General features: G+C 31.5%; 22 protein-coding genes. 3 read left to right on the top strand and 19 right to left on the bottom strand.

The window, feature by feature from the left end:
* Nucleotides 1-131: 131 nt before the first annotated feature.
* From atpD to QM536_00975, 3 genes are all read left to right on the top strand, one after another.
* On the top strand, nt 132-1,637 hold the full coding sequence (gene atpD, locus QM536_00985; GenBank protein ID MDI9355587.1) for a F0F1 ATP synthase subunit beta: 1,506 nt from the start codon (nt 132-134) through the stop codon (nt 1,635-1,637).
* 116 nt (nt 1,638-1,753) lie between these two features.
* Nucleotides 1,754-3,211: an MATE family efflux transporter gene (locus QM536_00980; GenBank protein ID MDI9355586.1), complete on the top strand. Its 1,458-nt coding sequence runs from the start codon at nt 1,754-1,756 to the stop codon at nt 3,209-3,211.
* 17 nt (nt 3,212-3,228) lie between these two features.
* Entirely contained in the window at nt 3,229-6,348 is a 3,120-nt protein-coding gene (locus QM536_00975) for a CusA/CzcA family heavy metal efflux RND transporter (GenBank protein MDI9355585.1), read from the top strand.
* A gap of 14 nt (nt 6,349-6,362) precedes the next feature.
* Here the strand turns inward: QM536_00975 and QM536_00970 are convergent, their stop codons facing one another.
* From QM536_00970 to pseB, 19 genes are all read right to left on the bottom strand, one after another.
* On the bottom strand, nt 6,363-7,634 hold the full coding sequence (locus QM536_00970) for a glycosyltransferase family 4 protein (protein MDI9355584.1): 1,272 nt from the start codon (nt 7,632-7,634) through the stop codon (nt 6,363-6,365).
* 3 nt (nt 7,635-7,637) lie between these two features.
* Nucleotides 7,638-8,468 (bottom strand): methyltransferase domain-containing protein, encoded by an 831-nt coding sequence (locus tag QM536_00965; protein MDI9355583.1) that lies wholly within the window; start codon nt 8,466-8,468, stop codon nt 7,638-7,640.
* Nucleotides 8,469-9,335, bottom strand: coding sequence for a class I SAM-dependent methyltransferase (locus QM536_00960; GenBank protein ID MDI9355582.1), 867 nt, complete (start codon nt 9,333-9,335; stop codon nt 8,469-8,471).
* A 193-nt stretch (nt 9,336-9,528) separates the two neighbouring features.
* On the bottom strand, nt 9,529-10,194 hold the full coding sequence (locus tag QM536_00955) for a hypothetical protein (protein MDI9355581.1): 666 nt from the start codon (nt 10,192-10,194) through the stop codon (nt 9,529-9,531).
* 61 nt (nt 10,195-10,255) lie between these two features.
* Complete coding sequence (locus QM536_00950) at nt 10,256-11,212, bottom strand: hypothetical protein (GenBank protein ID MDI9355580.1); 957 nt, start codon at nt 11,210-11,212, stop codon at nt 10,256-10,258.
* A gap of 522 nt (nt 11,213-11,734) precedes the next feature.
* On the bottom strand, nt 11,735-11,965 hold the full coding sequence (locus QM536_00945; GenBank protein ID MDI9355579.1) for a hypothetical protein: 231 nt from the start codon (nt 11,963-11,965) through the stop codon (nt 11,735-11,737).
* Nucleotides 11,962-12,675 (bottom strand): FkbM family methyltransferase, encoded by a 714-nt coding sequence (locus tag QM536_00940; protein MDI9355578.1) that lies wholly within the window; start codon nt 12,673-12,675, stop codon nt 11,962-11,964. The genes QM536_00945 and QM536_00940 overlap by 4 nt, the downstream gene beginning before the upstream one ends.
* A 5-nt stretch (nt 12,676-12,680) precedes the next feature.
* The gene (locus tag QM536_00935; GenBank protein MDI9355577.1) at nt 12,681-14,282 is read right to left on the bottom strand and encodes a hypothetical protein; all 1,602 of its coding nucleotides are present in this window, start codon (nt 14,280-14,282) and stop codon (nt 12,681-12,683) included.
* A gap of 198 nt (nt 14,283-14,480) precedes the next feature.
* Entirely contained in the window at nt 14,481-15,494 is a 1,014-nt protein-coding gene (pseI, locus tag QM536_00930) for a pseudaminic acid synthase (GenBank protein MDI9355576.1), read from the bottom strand.
* Nucleotides 15,484-16,500 (bottom strand): GNAT family N-acetyltransferase, encoded by a 1,017-nt coding sequence (locus tag QM536_00925; protein MDI9355575.1) that lies wholly within the window; start codon nt 16,498-16,500, stop codon nt 15,484-15,486. The genes pseI and QM536_00925 overlap by 11 nt, the downstream gene beginning before the upstream one ends.
* Nucleotides 16,497-17,246, bottom strand: coding sequence for an imidazole glycerol phosphate synthase cyclase subunit (locus QM536_00920; protein ID MDI9355574.1), 750 nt, complete (start codon nt 17,244-17,246; stop codon nt 16,497-16,499). Before QM536_00920 ends, QM536_00925 begins: the two co-directional genes overlap by 4 nt.
* Nucleotides 17,239-17,853 (bottom strand): imidazole glycerol phosphate synthase subunit HisH, encoded by a 615-nt coding sequence (hisH, locus tag QM536_00915; protein ID MDI9355573.1) that lies wholly within the window; start codon nt 17,851-17,853, stop codon nt 17,239-17,241. The genes QM536_00920 and hisH overlap by 8 nt, the downstream gene beginning before the upstream one ends.
* A gap of 9 nt (nt 17,854-17,862) precedes the next feature.
* Nucleotides 17,863-19,014: an N-acetyl sugar amidotransferase gene (locus QM536_00910; GenBank protein MDI9355572.1), complete on the bottom strand. Its 1,152-nt coding sequence runs from the start codon at nt 19,012-19,014 to the stop codon at nt 17,863-17,865.
* 5 nt (nt 19,015-19,019) lie between these two features.
* Complete coding sequence (locus QM536_00905) at nt 19,020-19,640, bottom strand: hypothetical protein (GenBank protein ID MDI9355571.1); 621 nt, start codon at nt 19,638-19,640, stop codon at nt 19,020-19,022.
* On the bottom strand, nt 19,633-20,337 hold the full coding sequence (pseF, locus tag QM536_00900) for a pseudaminic acid cytidylyltransferase (protein MDI9355570.1): 705 nt from the start codon (nt 20,335-20,337) through the stop codon (nt 19,633-19,635). Before pseF ends, QM536_00905 begins: the two co-directional genes overlap by 8 nt.
* 159 nt (nt 20,338-20,496) lie before the next feature.
* Nucleotides 20,497-20,709 (bottom strand): nucleotidyltransferase substrate binding protein, encoded by a 213-nt coding sequence (locus QM536_00895; GenBank protein MDI9355569.1) that lies wholly within the window; start codon nt 20,707-20,709, stop codon nt 20,497-20,499.
* Nucleotides 20,709-21,029 (bottom strand): nucleotidyltransferase domain-containing protein, encoded by a 321-nt coding sequence (locus tag QM536_00890; GenBank protein MDI9355568.1) that lies wholly within the window; start codon nt 21,027-21,029, stop codon nt 20,709-20,711. The genes QM536_00895 and QM536_00890 overlap by 1 nt, the downstream gene beginning before the upstream one ends.
* Entirely contained in the window at nt 21,022-22,209 is a 1,188-nt protein-coding gene (gene pseC, locus QM536_00885) for a UDP-4-amino-4,6-dideoxy-N-acetyl-beta-L-altrosamine transaminase (GenBank protein MDI9355567.1), read from the bottom strand. Before pseC ends, QM536_00890 begins: the two co-directional genes overlap by 8 nt.
* Before the next feature lie 90 nt (nt 22,210-22,299).
* Nucleotides 22,300-23,310 (bottom strand): UDP-N-acetylglucosamine 4,6-dehydratase (inverting), encoded by a 1,011-nt coding sequence (pseB, locus tag QM536_00880; GenBank protein MDI9355566.1) that lies wholly within the window; start codon nt 23,308-23,310, stop codon nt 22,300-22,302.
* Nucleotides 23,311-23,327 lie beyond the last annotated feature (17 nt).

Raw genomic sequence — 23,327 nt, 5'->3', positions numbered from 1 at the left:
ACTATTGATAATCAAACATTTATAAAATTATAAATGTATCAAAAATAACTTTTCAGCAAGGATTCAAAACTTAAAAAACAAAAAATAAACAACAATATAATTTAACAAATGAGTAATAGTAATTACATAATATGGACAGTTCAGGAAAAATAATACAAATCATAGGTCCGGTAGTAGATGTGGTTTTTGAGAAACGTAATCTTCCTAATATTTTAGATGCATTACAGGTGACAAAAGAGAATAATCAAAAAGTTGTTTTAGAAGTTCAGCAACATTTGGGAGAAGATAGAGTGAGAACAATATCTATGGACTCTACAGATGGAATGCGAAGAGGTATGAAAGTAGAGTATTTGGGAGGTCCAATTTCCATGCCTATTGGAGAAGACATAAAAGGACGGCTTTTTAATGTAGTTGGAGAAGCAATAGATGGAATAAAACAACCAGAAGGTAAAAAACGTCTTCCTATCCATAGGGATCCACCCGATTTTGACCAGCTTACTACCAGCACAGAAGTACTATATACAGGTATAAAAGTAATAGATTTAATAGAGCCTTATGCAAAAGGAGGAAAAACAGGACTTTTTGGGGGAGCGGGAGTTGGGAAGACGGTTCTTATCCAAGAGCTTATTAACAATATAGCAAAAGCAAATTCAGGACTTTCGGTTTTTGCAGGAGTAGGTGAAAGAACTCGTGAAGGAAACGATTTATTGAGAGAAATGATAGAATCAGGAATAGTAAATTATGGAAAAGATTTCGAACATGCCTTTCAAGAAAAAGGAGAATGGGATTTGTCAAAAGTAAATATGGATAATCTCAAAGATTCAAAAGTAACCTTTGTTTTTGGACAGATGAATGAACCACCTGGAGCCCGTGCTCGTGTAGCTCTTTCCGGATTAACCCTTTCAGAATATTTTAGAGATGGAGATGGGGAAGGGAAAGGTAGAGATATTTTATTTTTTATAGATAATATATTTCGTTTTACGCAAGCAGGTTCAGAAGTATCAGCTCTTTTAGGAAGAATGCCTTCAGCAGTAGGGTATCAACCAACACTCGCAACCGAAATGGGAGCTATGCAAGAAAGAATTACTTCTACTAAAAGAGGATCTATTACTTCTGTGCAAGCGGTTTATGTGCCTGCGGATGACCTTACTGACCCTGCTCCTGCTACAGCTTTTAGCCACTTTGATGCTACAACTGTTCTTTCTAGAAAAATTTCTGAATTAGGAATATACCCCGCAGTAGATCCCTTAGATTCTACCTCTCGTATACTTACTGCTGATATTGTCGGAGAAGAACACTATACTTGCGCTCAAAAAGTTAAAATGATTCTCCAAAGATACAAAGATCTCCAAGACATCATAGCAATTTTAGGTATGGATGAACTATCAGAAGAAGATAAAATGACAGTATATAGAGCGAGAAAAGTGCAAAGATTCCTTTCCCAACCATTTCACGTAGCAGAACAGTTCACCAATATCAAAGGACAGTGGGTGGATATAAAAGATACCATTAAAGGGTTTAATATGATATTAAACGGAGAAATGGATCATATACCTGAACCCGCATTTAACCTCAAGGGAACTATTGAGCAAGTAATAGAACATGGAGAAAAAATTCTCATGGAAACAAGAAAATAAAACCCCTTCAACAACATGTGGAATGGTTTGTGAATACTCTTTATTATCACAAATCATTCCTTTCTTTTTATTAAAATTCTGCTCCATACCAATAGTAACAACAAACAAAAGAAAACATGACCTCTATAGAAACAGAAAACAAACAAAATATTTACCCCCTTATTTACCATATAAAAGAAAATATAAGGTTAGGTTTTCCTATCATAGTAACAGAGTTAGGAACAGTCATCATCCTTATATCTGCAAGTATAATGATAGGGCAGTTTGGAGGTTCTGATGACTTAGCAAGTTTAAGTTTAGGAAATAATATATTTTCACTTGCTTTTGCTTTTGCAGTAGGTGCTTCTTATGCAATTACTATATTTACCTCTCATTTATTTACTCAAAAAAACAGAAGGTATTCTCAAACAAACACAGAAAAATTAAAGGACTTATTAAAGCATGGGCTTATTTTTAATCTTGTTATTGGGGTTATTCTTTTAGGATTCCTTTTGTGCATAGTGGGTTTACTAGATTTTATGCGTCATGAAGAATCTGTTTTAATAAATGCAAAAAACTATTTAAAACTTATAAGTTTTTCGATCATTCCTTTACTTATTTTTAGAACATTTTCTCAGTTTGTCGATGGAATCGGAAAAACAAACCTTTCTATGATAGTTGTTATTATAGGAAGTATTTTAAATATTATATCTAATTATCTTTTTATATTTGGAAATTTTGGTTTTCCACAAATGGGAATTAATGCTCCCGCCTTATCATTTATCATCACACAAGTTTTTATGGCAATGGTGATGGGACTGTTATTATTTAAATTACCTTCTCTCAAGATATATACTGAAAGAATGGCTTTAGGAGATCTTTTTAAAGATTATTCCCTTACTATTTTTATAAATCTTTTTAAAGTAGGAGTCCCATCGGGATTAAATTTTATATTTGAAATAATGATGTTTTCTGTAGCAGCTGTAATGATTGGATACATAGGATATGACCAGTTAGCAGCACATCAAATAGCATATTCTGTAGTTCATTTTAATTACGTTTTAGGATTAGGGATAGCAAATGTAACTATAATAAAAGTTGGGCATTATTTGGGAAAAGAAGAATATTATAACATTAGAAAATCTATTGCTGCATCTCGAATAATCACTTTATCTTTTGCCTCTATTGTAAGTATGTTTTCTTTTTTTTTCAACCATCAAATTATTCATATTTTTAGCACAAAGGAAACGGTAGATAAAATAGCTTTAAATCTTTTGCTTATAGGTATCTTTCAACAATTAGTAGATGCCCTTCAAATAACTTCTTTAGGTTCTCTCCGTGGATTTAAGAACACTCGATATCCTCTTGTCATCATTTGTATTGGTTATTTTGCCATTTCTTTCCCTGTATGTTATTTTTTGAGTTTTTATTTAGATTATGGAGTAGAAGGAATATGGATAGGGCTTTTCTTAGGAATGGCATTTTGTGGTGTTTGTTTTATTTTTAAAGTGGAATCACTCTGTAATTACTACATAAAAAAAAACATAAAACACCAAATGTATCTTAATTTATTACGAATAAATAAAAAAAATTAAACCATCTTCTGTCTACAATGCTTTCTAATATAATACACTTTTCTGTTCACAATAAGCTTATAATAGCATTTGGAACTCTTTTTTTAATTGTTCTTGGAATCCATGAAATAACAAAATTTCCCATAGATGCCGTTCCTGATATTACCAATAACCAAGTACAAGTGATCACCGTAGCTCCTTCTTTCGGAGCAACTGACATAGAACGCCTCGTTACATTTCCCATAGAACAAGCAACAACAAATATAGCAGGGCTAAAAGAAATACGAAGCTTTTCTCGTTTCGGACTTTCTTTGGTAACAATAGTATTTCATGACGATATAGATATATATTGGGCGAGACAACAAATAGCAGAACGTCTTCAAAAAATACAATCTCAAATTCCCCGAGAAATAGGAACTCCCGAAATAGGACCTCTTTCCACAGGACTGAGCGAAATATATCAATACATAGTGCGAACAAAACCTGGTTATGAAAAAAAATATACTATTACCGACTTGAGAAGTATCCAAGATTGGATAATAAAAAGATATTTAAACGGCACACCAGGAGTAGCAGAAATAAGTAGTTTTGGCGGAAAACTCAAACAGTATTCTGTCAGTATAAATACCCATAAACTGTATGCTCATAACCTTACTATCTACGAGGTCCTTTCTGCAATGGAAAAAAATAACCAAAATACAGGTGGAGCTTACATAGAAAAAGATAAAACAGCCCTCTTTATTAAAACAGAAGGTCTCCTCAAAAATAAAGAAGATATAGAAAAAATCATCATAAAATTTTCTCAAGACAACAATCCCATATTTATTAAAGATGTTGCCGATGTAGAAATAGGGTACGCAACCCGATACGGTGCTCTTTGCTACAATGACCAAGGAGAAGTTGCCGGAGGAATAGTTCTCATGCTCAAAGGCGCTAATAGTAACGACGTTATCAAACAAGTAAAAAAAAGAATTGGAGAAATAGAAAAAAACTTACCGGAAGGAATAGTTATAGAACCATTCTTAGACAGAACAAAATTGATATATAATGCCATTAATACCGTTTTAAAAAACCTCGCTGAAGCAGCATGTATTGTAGTACTGATACTCATTTTTTTCTTGGGTGATTTGAAAGCTTCCCTTATAGTTGCATCTATAATCCCCCTCTCCATGCTTTTTGCCATTATTCTTATGAATGCCTTTGGTGTAAGCGGAAATCTTATGAGCTTAGGAGCATTAGACTTCGGGCTTATCATAGATGGGGCAGTTATTATCGTAGAATCCGTAATGCACCAACTCGCCAAAAATAACATATACTCCTTCCCTCATCAATATTCCCAACCTCAAATGGATGACACCGTAAAACACTCTACTACTAAAATGATGAACTCCGCCGTATTCGGACAAATTATTATTCTTGTAGTATATCTCCCTATTTTTACTCTCCAAGGAATAGAAGGAAAAATGTTTAAACCCATGGCGGAGACCATCGCCTTTGCATTATTAGGTGCCTTTATTCTTTCCCTTACTTATATACCTATGGTAACGGCACTTTTTCTCAATAAAAAATCACAAAAAAACACCCATTTTTCTATTAAAATAATGCATACCATAGAAAATATATATCAAAAATGTCTCACAAAAGCCATCCGATTCCAAAAAACATCTCTTGCCCTTACTATTACGCTCTTCATTACATCTCTTATAATACTGAACCAATTAGGAAGTGAATTTGTTCCCGTATTAGAAGAAGGAGATTTTGCTGTTGATACCCGAGTATTAAAAGGAAGTAACCTGACTACCACCATTGAAAGCACTCAAAAAGCAGCTAAACTCTTAAAAAATACTTTCCCCGAAATTGAAAAAATTGTCACAAAAATAGGAAGTGCTGAAATACCCACTGACCCAATGCCCTTAGAAGCATCGGATATGATGGTTATTCTCAAAGACAAAGATAAGTGGACTTCTGCAAATACCTTTGATGAACTTGCTGAAAAAATGAGTCAAACATTGCAACAGATACCAGGAGTTACTTTTGGGTTTCAATATCCCGTGCAAATGCGATTCAATGAACTCATAAGCGGTGCAAAACAAGATGTCGTCTGTAAAATATTCGGAGAAAATATAGATACTCTCAATCTCTACGCCGAAAAAATAAGCACTGTAATAAATACTATACACGGAACACGCGATGTCTTTATAGAACCCATCACCGGAGTACCACAAATAGTTATTGAATACAATAGAAATAGTATTGCACAATATAATATGAGCATTGCCGATGTGAATACAATAATAAATATAGCATTTGCAGGACAAATTGTGGGAAGTATATACGAAGACGAAAAGAGATACGACCTTGTCTTAAGACTTCATACAGAACAAAGAAAAGAAATAGAGGATATTCAAAATATTCTAATACCCATGCCTAACGGAACTCAAATCCCTCTACGACAAATAGCAAATGTGACCTTCAAAAATTCTGTCAATCAAATCCAAAGGGAAGATGCTAAAAGACGTACCACCGTAGCATTCAATACTCAAGAACGAGACATACAATCTATAGTAGACGAACTCAAACAAAAAATAAATGCAGATATCAAACTCCCTACGGGATATTACATCGTCTATGGAGGAACTTTTGAAAACCTACTTCACGCAAAAAAACGTTTATACATTGCTATACCCATTGCACTCTCTCTCATTTTTATACTCTTATTCTTTGCTTTCCGCTCCTTAAAAATGGCATCTCTCATATATTCTGCTATACCACTCTCCGTCATAGGAGGAATCTTTTTTCTGTGGATTCGTAATATGCCTTTTAGTATTTGTGCGGGAGTAGGTTTTATAGCATTATTCGGTGTAGCAGTATTAAATGGAATAGTCCTTATATCGGAATATAATTACTTAAAAGATAAGCATACAAATGTTTTGAAAAGGGTAATTATAGGTTCTAAAAACCGAATTCGTCCTATACTGATAACCGCTTCCATTGCCTCAATTGGTTTTTTACCAATGGCTTTAAGTACCAGTGCAGGAAGTGAAGTCCAACGTCCCCTTGCGACCGTCGTAATCGGCGGACTCATCATTTCTACTATGCTTACCCTTTTTATACTACCTATTTTATATACTCTCTTTGAGAAGAAAAATAAAAAGTAAACTATCGTAGGTGTTTAGTATAGAGGTTTATTGTGTAGAATTTGTTTGTAGAGTTCTATATATTTTCTTGCCACTACTGGATAGTCAAATTCTTTTACCACTTTCTCCCGAGCATTCTTACAAAGTTCATCGTGTTGATGGTGGTTTATGACCCATTTTATTCCATCACAGAGATCTTGAACATCAAAAGGTTTTGCTAAATATCCATTATATGTATGCTCTATCATGTCGCTATTTCCTCCAATATGAAAGGCTACCACAGGAGTACCGCAGGATAACGATTCTGAAATAGTTAGCGATAAATTTTCTTGTAAACTTGGGACCACTACCACATCTGCAGAGCAATATAAACTTATTAATTTTTCATCAGTAATATTATATTCAGGGAAAACATGACACTTAAATTTTAAGTGGGGAATTTCTTCTTCTTTCCCTCCAAATATAATAAGTTCTGTGTCTGTTGTGTCTAATAAACTTAACGCTTCGGCCAGCTTCAAAAATCCCTTTCTTGGATCACTTGTGCTACTCATTGCCCCAAAACAAATAAGTTTTTTATCTAAAGGAAGGCCGAGTTTTTTTCTTTCTTGTTTTTTATCAGACGGTCTAAAAAGTTTTGTATCTGTTGGATTAGGAAGATTTACTATTTTTATGTTTGGACTTTGTAAAACATTGCTTTTCTCGGCACATTCAGCAATCCACTTGCTCAAACCAATAATAGTGAGATTCTTTATTTTCAAGTAGGTATTTTTTTTTCGTTTCCATACCCATTTGCTTAAATCATTTTCTTTTTGACTATTAAGAGCAGGACATTTTCCACACTCGTTTTTGTATTTTCCACATTCTTTGTCATAATGACATCCTCCCGTGAACGCCCACATATCATGTAAACTCCATACTACCGGAACATTTATTTTTTTATAGTCTTCTATAGGGATAGTATCAAAACATACCCAGTGAAAATGCACTATATCTGGTTTTATGGCATTTATTTCTTTAATAATTGGGTGAAACGGTAGATGAGAAGTGTTAAAGAGGTATTCTTTTGTATTGTATTTGTTTAATTTTAATATACTTCTTTCTCCGCGAAGTCGTATATATCTCAATACCTTATTCAAAAAACGGTGTGGGATAAATTGTATTTCTTTCACTTTTTTATTATTACTTTTTTTATGTCGTACTAGCATCGTAGCTTCTATCCCTGCTTCTAAGAGGCATTCCTGAAATCTATAAGCTGCTCTTGCTGCTCCTCCTATTATATCATACGTGCTTATTATGAGTATTTTCATTTTTTATTTTATTCCTTCCATATAAATAGAACTCACTCCCTTATAGGAAGTTCCATCATCTTTTATATCTAAAATATAGTTATTAAAATATGGAATACTACTCGTATTAAATCTATGAATAGCTATATCCTTAAAACCTGCTTTTTCAAAGAGAGTTTGTAATGATATTTTATCATACATCCATAAATGTTTTTCTCCTATACTCGTATTTATAAATATAATATTTCTGAGATTTTTAGGGATGAGACGACGTATTATTCCGAGATATAGAAATAGAACTTTATTCTGTATAAAATTAACATTTATTTTTTGTGATTTTTTTAAGAAATTACATGTTTTAGGAATTTCGTTTTTCGGCTGAAGAAGATCTTCACCTACTCTATACAAGATATAATCTGCTAATGACTTGTTTTGTTCATTGGTTATCTTTTGATAGAGTTTCCCCATATTTCCTCCGCTCTCAACCCTTACCATTTGGTCTAAAAGTTCCAAAGTCATCCATTCATATTGTTGCTTGTAGTCCATATTTTTAGAAGCCAAATCAATCATCTTTATATATTCTTTACATACCCCTTCCAAATCGGGAACTACTATTCTTAAAATTCCTCCTTTTTTGAGTACTCTGTATACTTCAGATATAACAAAGGTTGCATCTTGAGTATGTAAATGTTCAAAGAAATGGCTACTATAAGCAACGTCAAAAGAATTGTCTTTAAAAGGAAGTCCCGAAAGAATATTTACCTTTTTTATATCTGAATTATTGGCATAAAAATCTATATTTATCCAATCTTTGTGATATCGATTACCACAGGCAATATTTAATAGTTGCATCATTTATGTTGTTTTTTTGTAAACCATTGTGTGAGTATGTCCTATAAATTTATTTTCATAAAAAAAATAAGGAAGTAACACTATATCTAATAAATGAGCCATCTTTTTTATTATCCCTCTGTATTTTGAATTTTTTGTTATTATTTCTCTTTTTTCTCTGATTATAGCAGCAAAGTGTTCAATCCTTATCGATTCCGTCCAATAATCGATAACTTCATAGTTCATTACTCTTCCAATACTTTCTAATGATTTTTTGCTATACTGATGCATGTGATGAGGAGGATAATCTAAACAACAAAAAATTTCTTGAAAATACTCCGATGCATTATTCGGGACCGAAATGAGTATATAACCTCCTGAAACCAGTTTTTTGTCACAAAAATCTAATATCCCCTTAATATCATCGACATGCTCAAAGACCTGAAACGAGCAAATAAAATCATAAATATCCTTTGGAGTATCTAGTTCTATACCTTCCTTTTTTAAGTGCTGTATACTTTTTTCACTGAGTTCACTTGCTTTTACCGAAAAATTATTTTTTATTTTTTTTAGAAAATAACCTCTTCCTGCCCCTACTTCTAAAATATTCTTTGGATTTAATTCTCCAATTTTTTTAATGGCAAATAAAAATTCTTTTTTAAGTTCTTCATAGTAATAATCCAATTCTTGAAGTATATCATAAAAATCAGAATCACCAGGTAAAGCTCTGTCAAAAGATTTAATATCACATTCTAAACATTGATATATATCAAATGAATCACTTAAAAAAAACTTAGAAACATCAAACTTATAAAAAGAGGAAACTCTTTTTACATCTATTGTTTGCAGTTTTGCCAACTTGTTACTCCCACATAGTTTACATTTATTCATTATTTTTAATTTAATGTAAGGTGCTTACTTATTATAAAAATCTTTTTTTATCTAACTATCCTTTTTATTTTATTAATCACCCTTTTTATTATAGAGGGTTTATAGAGAAATATATTTTAAGAGGTATATACATCTGCTTCTTGATTAACTTCAGACAAAGTAGAGGATTTGAAACTTGTTAATTCTCGGGTTTTCATATTTCACATACTCTTATTTTTAATGCTTCTTCTTCCGCTATAAATTTTTCTATTTGAACGTTGATACCTTTGAATATTCTTAAAATATCAGTTATCTCATCTGTTATTGAAAAATCTTTACTGATAATATATTCTTTTTCTTTGAGAATAAGAAAAAACCAAAACCTCCCGATCACGTAACATCCATATACATAGCGATTATTGTTGTTCAAAGTTTGAGCCGCCAACATTTCATCTAATACTTGCCCACGCGGGTCACCATCAGGATCTGTAGCTCTTTTATACTCATTCAGACAAAAAAAAGGCTTTTTAGGATTTCTTATCCCCGAAGCAAGCATAGCATCTATTTTTCCTTTTAACTCATATTCTTCAACCGTTACAGATAACTCTCTTTCCATAAAATATGAAAAACTTTCTCCCGGAGAAAGACTCAACATAATAAGAGGAGATATGAACTTATTCTTTAGTTCTTCCTCGTTCCAATCATCGCCGGAAATAACAAAAAAACTATTCAATCTTTCCATTATTTGGATTTCTAATTCGCTATTTGTATAAGGAAAATGTAAGATATTCTCTAATTCCGGCATTTTAAATACTTGTTTTAATCCAAAAGTATCTTCCATGAAGTCTAATTTTGCATCTTTAAATCTTAACTCTTTCATGTGTTTTTATTTTTTTTACATTTTCTGTTTTTTTTAAATGCGAATCCCTAAATAGTGAGAACTATTTAGGGATCTTCTCTGACCATGTCATGCGCAAATAATGAATCGTATAGTGTTTAATTATTCTTCTTATTTTATTAACCACCCTTTTTATTATGGAGGGTTTATAGAGAAAGTAATTTAAGGAGGTATATACATCAGCTTCTTTATTAACTTCAGACAAGGTAGGGGATTTCAAACCTGTTATTTCTACAGATCTCATATTTGCTAACTTACTCTCGGGATTATGAGTATGAGTAGCTTCTTCCGGATGAAAACCAATATTTGACACTAAATTTACATTTGGTAAAACGGACTTCTTTTTATAATACCAAAGAATAAATGTCCACAGGTAGGCCCACGAGTCTATTTTTTTTTCTTTCATAGATTGAAAAATATTTCCCCAGTAAAGTCGTTCATCTCGAGTACTAAATACATTATCTAAAAAAATATCATCCTTAATATTCCCTAATTCTACGTCATACAACTTCCATCTATCAGCCCAGGAAGCCCATCCCCAAATATGATTGTAGAATGAAAAATAATAATCTCCATCTCCTCTTTTTATACCATCTTGAAAGTTATTTCCTCCAATATGCCCAACAGACAAATCGTTTTTATATCGTAAAAGCATGGTCTCACAAAAATAAAAGAAACTTTTTACGGGCAAACAATCATCTTCCAAAATAATTCCCATCTCCTCATTCTCAAAAAACCAATCTATAGCAGAACTCACAGCATATTTACACCCAAAGTTCTTTTCTCTAAAAAGAGTTTTTACATCGCAGTTCCAATTTATATTTTGTTGGATATACTCTCTTACAGCATTCACTTTTATGTCTTCGCCTGGTCGAGATTCTCTTGCTCCGTCAGATGCTATATAGAGTTTTGAGGGCTGTATTTCTTTTATTCTCTGGAAAACCTGTTTAGTAGTATCCAGACGATTAAAAACTAAAAAAAGTATCGGTGTTTGAAACATATCTATATGGTATTTAATAATCTTGTTTCTAATATTTCTTTAAACTTTCGTAATAGAGCAATTATTTTCAGTAAATCTTCTTTTGTTTTTACTATCATAAGTATGAGATTAGCAATAAGTATTCCCTTCCATAATATAAAAAGTCCAATAATATCCTTCTACAGTGTATCGTACAGAGGACGCTTTATATTATTTAATTTTTGTAGCTATTTAGCATCTCTTTTTAACTATTAAGCAACAAAAACATTGTTGTATTATATTTCTCTTAATAAAATAATTACTTTATTGAATTATTTTCAATAAAAGTTCTTTTTCGGGAACCAAAAAACGAAAAAAGAGCTATTTTTAACCCTGTAAAGTATTGATTATCAAGGAAAAATAGATGCTAAATAATTACGTATTTTCATAACCATCGCGTCCTGCCGACATTTCTCCTTCAAAAGACGGGAAATTATTCATCCTGTAGGGGCGAAAAATTTTTAACCCCTACAGAAACGGCACGTCACAAAGGCCTGTCACCTATTACCACTCCTTCGAAAGGAAGGAATTTGTGATGGTTTTCTGATATGCTAAACAGTTACTTTTTTTTATTGGTTCTATTGTTTCTTGTGTTGCATTTTCTTTTGCTCCATCACAAGTAGATGTAAAAAACACTTTCTTTGCCTCTATATTTTGAGAAAGTGAATCTAATATTTTTTGAGTATGAATGGGTCTATTATAGGTAAAAAGTACTATTGGGGATAATTTGTTCATAGTCTATAAATAGTAGTATTTCCTGTTTTTGCAAATATTTTATAACCTCTGTTTTTTAGATATAAATAAATATCACTTTGTTCTATTATTTCTTCAATGGATAGGTAAAAATTCTTTTTATTTTGATTCAACAGATTTTTAGAACTACTAAATAGTTCTTCAACTAGTAAGATTTCCGGTTTATAAAGTTCCCAATTGTTTGATTTTAGAACCTGCAAATCTAATCCTTCTACGTCAATAGACATAAAATCTATTGGAGTATTAGGTGGTAAATATTTTGAAAGAATATTTGAGAGAGTATTTGTTGTAAGTGTTTTCTCGTCTATGATTTTATAATCGGCTAAACCATTTTTTCTCTGTGATTCTTCTTCCGAAAATGTGTTGAGAGCTGGTTCGTTAAAAATATAATACGTTAGTTTTTCTATGGTGTCAGATACCGGGCATTCTATGTTTATATCTAGAGGTCTTATTTTATCAAATATTTTCATACTCCCAGGCATGGCATCTATATTTATACCTTTCCATCCACGTAAGTAAAACAAATAGGTATTAGAAAATCTCACAGGGTGATGTGCTCCTATATCCAAATAAAACCCGGTTTTTTTATTTCCAAAACATCTATTTAAAACTAAATCTTCCCCTTCTTGGGAATAAGAAACATTTTTATATCTGTTTTCAGGAAATAATGTGTTATAAATCTTTCGTATCATTATATTCAAAGGTTATCTAATGCGTTTTTATAAATATTAACTAAAATATCGGAAAAAACAATGTCTTTTTTGATATTTATATATTTCAAGTATTCGTCGCTGTATTTATTTCCATTAAAACTATACAGGTACATAAAAATAGGATCTATATAAATAATGTCTTCCATATAACATTGGTAATAAAAACTATATATTTTTTCTCTATCAAAATCTATCTGTATTTTTTTATGTCCTTTTAATATATCAAAATACTCTTCTTTTGTACGAGCAGTATAGACAAAATTAAAATTACAATATATATTATCATACAAGGCAATAGTAGGAATGCCAAAGTAAGGCATTTCTGTTCCAATAGTTCCTCTGGCTGTAGCTATATAGGTAGGATTCAATGTTACTATATGAAGATTAGATACGGACTCATCTAATATATGAAAATGTTTTTTATTAAAGCTTTGTACCAATTCTATTGCTTGTTCTTTTGCTCCTGCGATTCCATTAGGATGAATTTTTATAAATACCTGGGTATCTGTGATAGAAGACAGGGCAGATAATGTTTCTTTTAGGTATTGGTATAGATCTCGCATCTGGAGTTCCCTGAAAAAATGAGGGGAATCATAAAAGTCATGGGCATACACCACAATATTTCTTTCTTTTTCCTGAAAAAGAGATTGTATCTTATTGTCTAAAGGGATGTTATGATATGAAGTTTGTTTCATATAAGTAGTAGCGTGGTCTATATTTCCCGAAAATCTACTTTCTAATCTTTTTTTTGCTTCTTCTAAATGTTTTTTTGGAATTTTCTTCTCGGGATTATATTTCCAATTATCCGGAGCACTTGTATTATTTTTCATCGAAAGTTTTTTTATGACATAATTATCATCAGAGGCTATAGTATACACATCTATATTCTGCTGTAAACAAAGCCTCGCTGGTATGCCATGATGGATATAAGAACTATAAGTATTTAAAAGCACCTTAACATTATGTCTTTTTAAAAAATATTTAAAGTTATAGTATACGTTTAATCCAATCTCTATGGTTCGTATTACTTCATGGTCTACTATTGCCATGGTTGGTCGGTGGAAAAACCTTAAATAGGTATCATATATAAGATCCCCTACATACACATTTTCAAATGTTATATCTAAAACCTTATCAGGGTTCAATTCTACTATAATTTTTGTGAGTTCATCCTGAATAAAATTTTGGTCATGGTATAAATCTCCATTATTAAAAATAACATCAGAACCAAAACTCTTGTGTATTTTTTCTAAATGCTTTCTTGGTCGTTGTTTTAGAGGCACATTTATTTTGGGTATTTTGAACCAATCTATAAGTACATTGTAGAAAAAAACCTCTAAATTCTTTTTTTCAGCAATAGCCTTGCTTGCTGCTGCGAATTTTATCATATATTCATAATTCTCCACTAATTGGACTAAAACTATTCCCTCGGTTTTTTCAGGAATATATTTAAAGAAGCAAAGCTCCTTTTTAAACCATCGTTGGATAACAGAACTATTTCGATATATATCCAAAACGAACCTATAAACATTATACAGAAAGAATATTTTAATAATATATTTTATTACTTTTTTAGATAAAGACATATTTTTATTTTGAGGATAATTTATACCAAGAAAACATATATTTTATAATGTAAACAATATTAAGTAATACAGATAAAAATATCTGTATTTGATGATGAATATAATTTTGAGAGTGTATAAAAATATAGTTATTCTAAAATGTAAACTTACAAAAGACCAATTTCAATTAGATTATTTTTTATTATGAGATATTTTTTACTAAACAAAATCTAAATCAAATCTATCCCCTTTTTGTAAGTCTTTTTTTGCTTTTTTACCGAGTATATCTTTCAAATATTTTGGATGTAAGCCAAATCCAGGACGAATAGAGCGTACATACTCTTCTGTTATCACTTCTCCAGCATGTATATTCTTTACTACATATAGAGAACGGGAAAAAACCCTTCCTTCTTTTTGTTTTGCGGTGAGAGAATAATTTACTTGCCCTATAGATTTTTCAGCCTCTCTGACAGTTTTCACCATTAATGTGAATTCTTCTTCATTAAGTGAAAAAGAGGCATCCGGTCCCCCAATACTTCTATCTAAAATGAAATGTTTTTCAATAACAGAAGCTCCCATAGCTACAGAAACCACAGGAACTGTTATACCTAATGTATGGTCAGATAACCCGACTTTTACCCCAAAGTCTTCTGCAAACTTTTCCATCATAATAAGATTTGATTCTTCCACTGGAGCAGGGTAAGAGGATGTACATTTTAAAAGCGTAATATCGTTATTGCCAACACTCCTACAAGTATCTACTGCAAGTTTTATATCTTCATACTCTGCTATTCCTGTGGAGATAATAACGGGTTTATTTTTTTGAGCCACATATTCAATAAGTGGAATATCTGTTATCTCGAAAGAAGCTATTTTATAAATAGGAGTATCAAGAGTTTCTAAAAAATCTACTGCCGTTTTATCAAAAGGAGAGGAAAAACATATTAACCCTTCCTCTTTTGCTATCCTAAATAATTCTGGATGCCATTCCCATGGAGTGTATGCTTCCATATATAACTCATGTAATCTTCTTTTATTCCAGATAGTTCCTTTTATAATAAAGTCCTCTTTATCAGAATCTATAGTAATAGTATCTGCTGTATATGTTTGTAACTTAATGGCATCTGCTCCTGTTCTCTTAGCAGCTTTTATTGTTTCTATTGCATTCTTCAAACTCCCATTGTGATTTGCTGAAAGTTCTGCAATAATAAATACATTTTTTTTATAAATCATTAGTTTTTAGTTCGTAAATAAATGATTTTTTATTTTTTATTACTGTTTTTTGCAATAGTTTGAAACCAACTTTTTCAAAAGCTTTTATAGAGGATATATTTTCTTCTTTTATAAACGCTCTCAGAGGTTTATAGCTATAGTCAAAGTAAAAGGTTAGACAATCCTTTAAAAAAATAGACGATAGACCTTTACTCCGAAATTCTTTTGAAAGATTTATCCCAACAACAGTAAAATCATCCTGAATATCAAACCTTACGATTCCGATGGCGTTATTGTTCACCTCACAAATAAAATAGTGTGCATTTTTATTTCTATATTTTTCATGAAACCATGAGGTATGGTCTTCTATAGTAATTAATTCAGTAGAAAAAGAATTTTCCCTGGCGGTTTTTTCATTAGCCCATTCCAGCATTAATAACCTATCTTCTTCCTTCATTTTCCTATAGGTTATTTTTTGAGGATTGTATTTAGAATGGATAATAATATTTTTAAACTTCCCGTCAAAGAAATAATGTTCTTTGAGAACTGCTTCTTTTAAATAGCTTTTTGATTCTACCGCTTCATATAAATGAGGTCTAAGATCAAAAGCATAAGTGAAAATCTTATGAAAATTTAATTCGTGAAAAGCAATTTGCTCTAATAACTGTAAAAAAATTCCCCAATGAATTTTAAAAAATTCTTTTTCTAACTCTGTATTCATTACAAAAGAAATCTCTGCATTTTTATCTCTCCAGTTTATATGTACCAATCCTCCATAACCAATACACTTATCATTTTCTAAATAAGAAAATAGTATTTGTTCGGGTTTTTCTTGTTCAAATAATTTTAAAACTACATTATCAAAATAAGCATCTTGGTCTTCTTTAGTAAGAGGCTTGGCTTGTCTGAGGTGATAAATTTGCTGATTACGCCATTTCATTATATCAAATCTATCCTCATAACGAATAGGTACAATACTGTATTTATGAGAAGAAAAAATCTGTTGTTTTAAAATTTTATATTTCATACCCTCACTGGTTTTCCAATACTTTTAAGTGTCTTTTTTATATCTAATGGAGTGTATTGAGTAAAATGGAATATACTCGCAGATCCTACAGCTGTACAGTTAGTTTCAGAAAATAGTGCTTTATAATGTTCTAAATTTCCTCCTCCTCCTACAACTACTAATGGTATTTTTATGATTTTTTCTGCCTGTTTAACCATGTCTATATCAAATCCTTGCATCATTCCATCATTATCTACAGAATTTAAGATGAATTCCCCAGCACCTGCATTTTGGGCGTCTCTCATAAAATCTGTCATGTGAATATCTAATCCAAAATCGTTATATACTTTATATTGACTTTGAGAATCTTTATAGACATCCACGGAAATAGCGATGCATTGGGAACCAAAAAAAGAAGCAGATTCTTCAATAAATTGTTTATTTAAGAGAGCTGTACTTTTTATTACAACCTTATCAGCTCCTATTTTTAGTAAGTCATTAATATCTTGCAAAGATGTTATTCCTCCTCCTATTCCTACTGGCATGAAACATTCCTTTATTATATCGCTTACGATTTTTAAATTTATCTTTCGTTGTTGTTTGGAAGCAAAAATATCTAAAAAAATAAGTTCATCAACTTCTCTGTTGTTATAGATCTTCGCTGATTGAATTGGGCTACCAACCATTCTATGATTACGAAATTGTTTTGTTTTTACCAATGCAAACCCATTAAAAGTAAGAATAGGTATTATTCGAATCTTAAGCATATCGTGTGAAAAACTGATGTAGTAACTCCATTCCCTTTTTTTGACTTTTTTCAGGATGAAATTGTGTTGCTAATATATTTTCTTTTTCAATTACGGCTACATAATCTTTTCCATAATTGAACGTTGCCACAACGTTTTGACTATCTTCTACATCGAAATGATAACTATGAATAAAATAAAAATCTTTTCCGTCTATCGCATTCATAAAAAAACTTTTTTTTATATGTAACTCATTCCATCCCATATGTGGAAGATTTTTATCCGGTTCTTCTATTTGTTTTACTACCCCTTTTATCCATCCGAGCCCGTTACACCCACCAAATTCTGTCCCCTGTGTAGCCAACAAATGCATACCAATACAAATACCTAAAAAAGGTTTCTTTTTTATAATTACTTCCTTGTGCAAAATATCTATAAGATCCCTCTTTATCAAATTTTGCATGCCCTGTTTAAAAGATCCGACACCGGGAAGTATTATATACCGTGCATTTTCTATATCCTTGTGATCAGAAGAAAGTTTGTTTTCAATATTCAGGAAATGAAGAGCCTTCTGAACGGAAGCTACATTTCCCATATCGTAATCTATAATAACTGCCTTATAAGACATATTTCTCTATTATTGAACATCAAATTTTTTTACAAGATTTCCGTTAGAATCTTTTTTGAATGACCCATCTGGATTTTGAATAAAAATAGCTGGATTGGTAAAAGAATCTATTACACAGTCTATCTCTTGTTTGGATAATCCTGAATATTTTATAAATTCTGCCACACCATAAAAAGGATATTTACCATCGTACTCCTTAATCAATTTTACGCCCTGTTCACGTGTCAACCGACCATTTCTTATATCAATACAAGCATGATCTGTTGCACGTCCAAATCCATATTTTACATACTTTAGATAATCGTGTAGGCCCACCAACCTTTCATCAAGATTTTCATAATTAGTATACGTTCCCTCTATGGGTCCATCTTCCTTCACCGAAAAGCCGTATTTTTTCACTATCTCTAATTGTTTTCTGGCATCCCAAAAAAAATAGTGGCCTAAAAAAATCCCAGTAACGCCCACTCTATTTATATCTTCATCAGATGGATAGAAATAAGGAGTTAATTCTTTTTTTGTTATTCCCTGTATTCCAATCATATCCTGTATTCTATTTCCGAGTAAGCCACCAAATTCTTCTAACCATTGCCTATTTAAAATTCTGTTTTTTACGGACTCTAAAGAAGGTCCTCCATATTCTTGTTGAGGATTTTCTCCCCAAATAATTAATGGAATATTCATAGCGACGGCAAACATTACGGGAATAGTAAAAATTCCTATATGATTTGGCCACATCTCATCTCCTACTCTTTTAAAGTTCTCTACAACCATTTTTTTATAAACTTCATGGTTTTTTTTAAAATGGATAACATCCATTCCCATTTTGCTAATATTATCTAGATTTCTTTGCCCTAAATCTGTAATATATGTAGTTTCAAAACAAACACAAATGGGGTTAAATCCACAAACGTACTTCATAAAATAAGCCTGGTATGTACTATCCTTACCTCCACTTACTGGAATAATACAATCATACCCTACATCATTTTTAGATTTATAGTGTTCGATTATTTCAAAAAAATCATTTTTTCTTTTTACCCAATCTATGTTGTTATTTTTTTCATCAGCTGCTATGCAAGCAGAACACACTCCCTGTTCATTAAAGAATAAATCAGGCTTAGTTTCCGGAAATACACATCTTTTACAATATTGAATGTTCATTTTAACTATCTATTTTTTTGTAATAAAAACCATGTAATATCGTCTTGTGGAAAAGAATAATCTCTTCTATACACAAATCCATAATCGATTAATCTAATATCTGAAAACATATCTAAAAACTCTCCAGCGAAATCTCTTTTAAACAGTCTTTCATTATGTCCTCTATATGATATAGTTACAGGGGAGGGATTATAATACTCTGCTATCAGAATATATTTCATAGAAGATTCATAAAGTTTATGATATACTAAAGGAAGTTTTTCGGGGTTAATATGAATTAGTACTCCTTTAATAAGAGAGAGGTCTGCTTTAAAATTTATAGTTGTATCAACTATAGAACTATTGAATGTATTCTCTTTACCTATCAACTTTGCTAACTCTTCACTGGCATGTTTATTAATTTCTATTCCTTGTAATAATATATTTGGATAAAGGAGTTTCAATGCTTTAAGATTCATACCAATATTTGCTCCAAACTCTATACAAGAACCTATTTTATCAGCATGATTCAAAGATTTTGAAAAAAAATTAATATTTGAAGCCAACAACACCTCTCCTTGATTTCGTTGAATATAATCATCTCCAAAATCTTCAGCCCAAAAATTTTCCTGCTCTGTTTTATACATGGTTACTTATTATTTTATTTAAATATTTATATTTTATCTCTGCTAATTGCCAGTCCACTTCGTTATCTATATCTTGAACTTCAATTTCTGATACTACTACCCCTCCCGTATTGGTTGTTATGAGCATTCCCTTACTAAGGACATTTTCAACTCTAAAAAAATAAAACTGTCCGGCATCATAATACGAATTTTCTAGATCCTGCGTTCTTATTAAATCATATTCACGATAAACAAAATCTACTTTACCATCAGATAATTTGTATGCCTTTTGAATAGGACGATTAAAAGCAGATAACGGGAATACTGTATCGTAATTGATGGATGTAATTTTATTAAAAGCCTCCTTCAAATATACAAGATTTATTAACGGAGCACAAGGATAGATACAACAAGCATACTCAAATTCTCTTCCAAGATTCTTATATGATAGAAGAACCTCTTCTAAAACGTCATAAGTAGTAGCAAGATCATCAGCGTTTTTTTCACTTCGCATAAAAGGCACCTTTGCCCCATATTTTTTTGCTACCTCAGCTATTTCTCTATCATCTGTTGAAACCATCACTTCATCAAACATGTTCAACGAAAACGCCGATTCAATAGAATAAGCAATGATGGGTTTCCCTAAGAAATCTTTTATATTTTTTCGAGGGATACGTTTACTTCCTCCTCGTGCAGGGATAATCGCTATTGTTTTCAATATTGTCTTAATATATTTAGAACTTCATTGTATGTATTAAAAATTATTGGTAATTTATTCAATATTATGAAATAATCATCTTCATCGTAAGTGTGAGTTACGATATTTCTATTATCAAATGCTTCAAATAAAATATTGTATGTTACTTCATCTACCAATTTATTTGTATAGTAAATCTTTATATGTCCCTTTCGGAGAATCATTGCTTTCATATTTATGTATTATCAAATACAGTCGCATAGTTTTCCATAATAGTTCTGTGGTGTATTCGAATTTTTGTATTTTTGCGTTATTCAGATAGTCTTGTATTTCTTTGTCAAAAAGAAACATATTTACTGATAAGCATTTTTGAAAGCTTTCCATTGCTTTCATTAATTTGTGGATACTATCTGTATATTTTTTGGTTTGTTCCATACTACTATGTGTTTTAACGCCTCTTTTTTAAAGGCATTTTTTACAGAATAAAAATCTACTATATCTACCGTAAAAGGAACTATTGATTCTGACAAAATATCTTGTAGATCACTTATGAGTTGTTTACTGACAGGTTTTTCTCCAAGTATACCTATATCTATATCTGAATGAAATTGATAATTATTTGTAGCCCTACTGCCAAATAGAAAAACGGCATATTCCATATTACTAATATGCTTTAATATTATTTCTTTTGCAATATCTATGTATTTATTCATAAAAACTATGTATTTTTTCTATAACATATTGCTGTTCTTCAGGTGTTAAAGTAGGATACATTGGCAAACTTATACAGTGTTTATAATAATTTTCTGCGTTCGGTATATCACCCTCATCCCATCCCAAATTTCTATAATAAGGCATAAGATGACAAGGGATATAATGTATCTGAGCAAATATATTATTTTTTTTTAAATAATTATATAATTCTAATCTTTTTTCTACTTCCATAATATATAAATGATATGCATGCCCATCTATTATTCCTGATTGCCCTTTTATATATTTTTTATCTTTAAAAAAACTATAATATTTTGATGCTATTTCTTTCCTTTTCTCTAAACCTATATTTGCACGTTTTAACTGACTTGCTCCTAATGCAGCTTGAAAATCGGTTATTCTATAATTAAATCCTAACTCTTGCATTTCCATATACCAACCAGGGTAACTTGTATTCTCTACTCCATTAGCAAAAAGAGTATTATTTTGAAATAATCTTACATCCTTAGTTATGCCATGTGTTCTTAAAACAAGTAGTTTTTGATACAATTTTTCATTATTAGTGGTTATCATACCGCCTTCACCACAGGCTATATGTTTTACAGGATGAAAAGAAAAAATAGCCAAGTCAGCAAAATTTCCATTCCCACAGTTTTGTTTATTTTTTTTGTTGTCAATAAAGTGTCCTCCAGGTGCATGACACGCGTCTTCTATAATCCATAATCCATATTCGTCTGCTAATGTTTTAAAAGCCTCCAGATTCACGGGATTTCCAGCGAAATCAACTGGAATTATTCCTTTATAGGTTCCTTTTGGAGCATTTTCAAGTATGTTTCTCACCGATGAAATATCTAAAAGATAGGTATGAGAATCTATATCCGCAAATACAACCTCACCCCCACAATAACGCACACAATTAGCAGAAGCGGCAAAAGTAATAGGAGTGGTAATTACTTTTTGTCCTTCTTTTACCCCTAATGCAAGAGTACATAAATGTAGAGCTGCGGTTCCATTAGCTACAGCTACCGCATATTTGCATCCAATGTATTGAGCAAATGCCTCTTCAAATTCTTGAATCTTTGGACCTTGAGTAAGGTAATCTGACTGTAATGCAGTAATTACCGCTTCTATATCTTCTTGTTGAATGTTTTGTTTTCCGTAAGGGATTATTGTATTCATTCTTATGCAAATATTTTTTGTAATAATTGATAATACACTGAAAAACTCCTAAAAGTTTTGGTGCATTATTTAAGTAGTATGTTATTTTTCTTATACTTGAAAATCAGGATATAGATATTTTTGGATGAGGGAACGAATATTTTCTACAGTTAACCATTCTGTATTTTTCCCTGATGAATAGTTGAATCCTTCGGGAACTTTTATAGCGTTATGTACAGCAATATAATCATCTAAATTCCAATTGGTGAGTTGAGACAGAATTACATAGTATTTTCCTAAATCGTATGTAGTGAAAGAATCGGATGATGTAATCATTTCTTCATGTATTTTTTCACCCGGTCTTATTCCCACAATTTCTTTTTTACATTCGGGTGCAATTGCTTCAGCAACGTCTGTAATTTTGTATGATGGTATTTTAGGGACAAACAGCTCCCCTCCCCACGCATTTTCTAAAGCATGCAAGACCATGTCTACCCCTTCTTGTAAAGAAATATTAAACCTTGTCATGTTAGGGTCTGTTATAGGAATAGTGCCTGTTTTTTTCTTGTTCATAAAAAAAGGTATTACAGATCCGTTCGATCCCATCACATTACCATATCTTACCACTGAAAAACGAATAGGATTTGATCCTCTAATGTTATTGGCAGCGACAAAGAGTTTATCCGATGTAAGTTTTGTAGCTCCATAGAGATTTATAGGAGCACATGCCTTATCAGTAGAAAGAGCTACAACTCTTTGAACGGAAGTTTCTAATGAAGCCCGTATGACATTTTCAGCACCACCAATATTTGTCTTCACACATTCATCGGGGTTATACTCTGCAATAGGAACATGTTTCATAGCGGCAGCATGGATAACGTAATCTACACTCATAAGCGACCGTTTCATTCTATCAAAATCACGAACGTCTCCGATAAAAAAACGAATGTTTTTATACACACTCTCGGGATATTCTTGAGCCATCAAGAACTGTTTTTGTTCGTCTCGGGAGTAAATAATGAGTTTTTTAACATCTGGATATCTTTCAAAAATGGTTTTTGTAAGTGCTCTTCCAAGAGATCCCGTGCCACCGGTGATAAGAATAACTTTATTGTTGAACATGTATCAATTAAACTATT

The organism is Chitinophagaceae bacterium (genome assembly GCA_030053935.1).
In the GTDB taxonomy this organism is placed as follows: Bacteria; Bacteroidota; Bacteroidia; order Cytophagales; family JASGCU01; genus JASGCU01.
The sequence above is the reverse complement of the archived record's forward strand: the minus strand, read 5'-3'. Positions and strand labels throughout refer to the sequence as shown.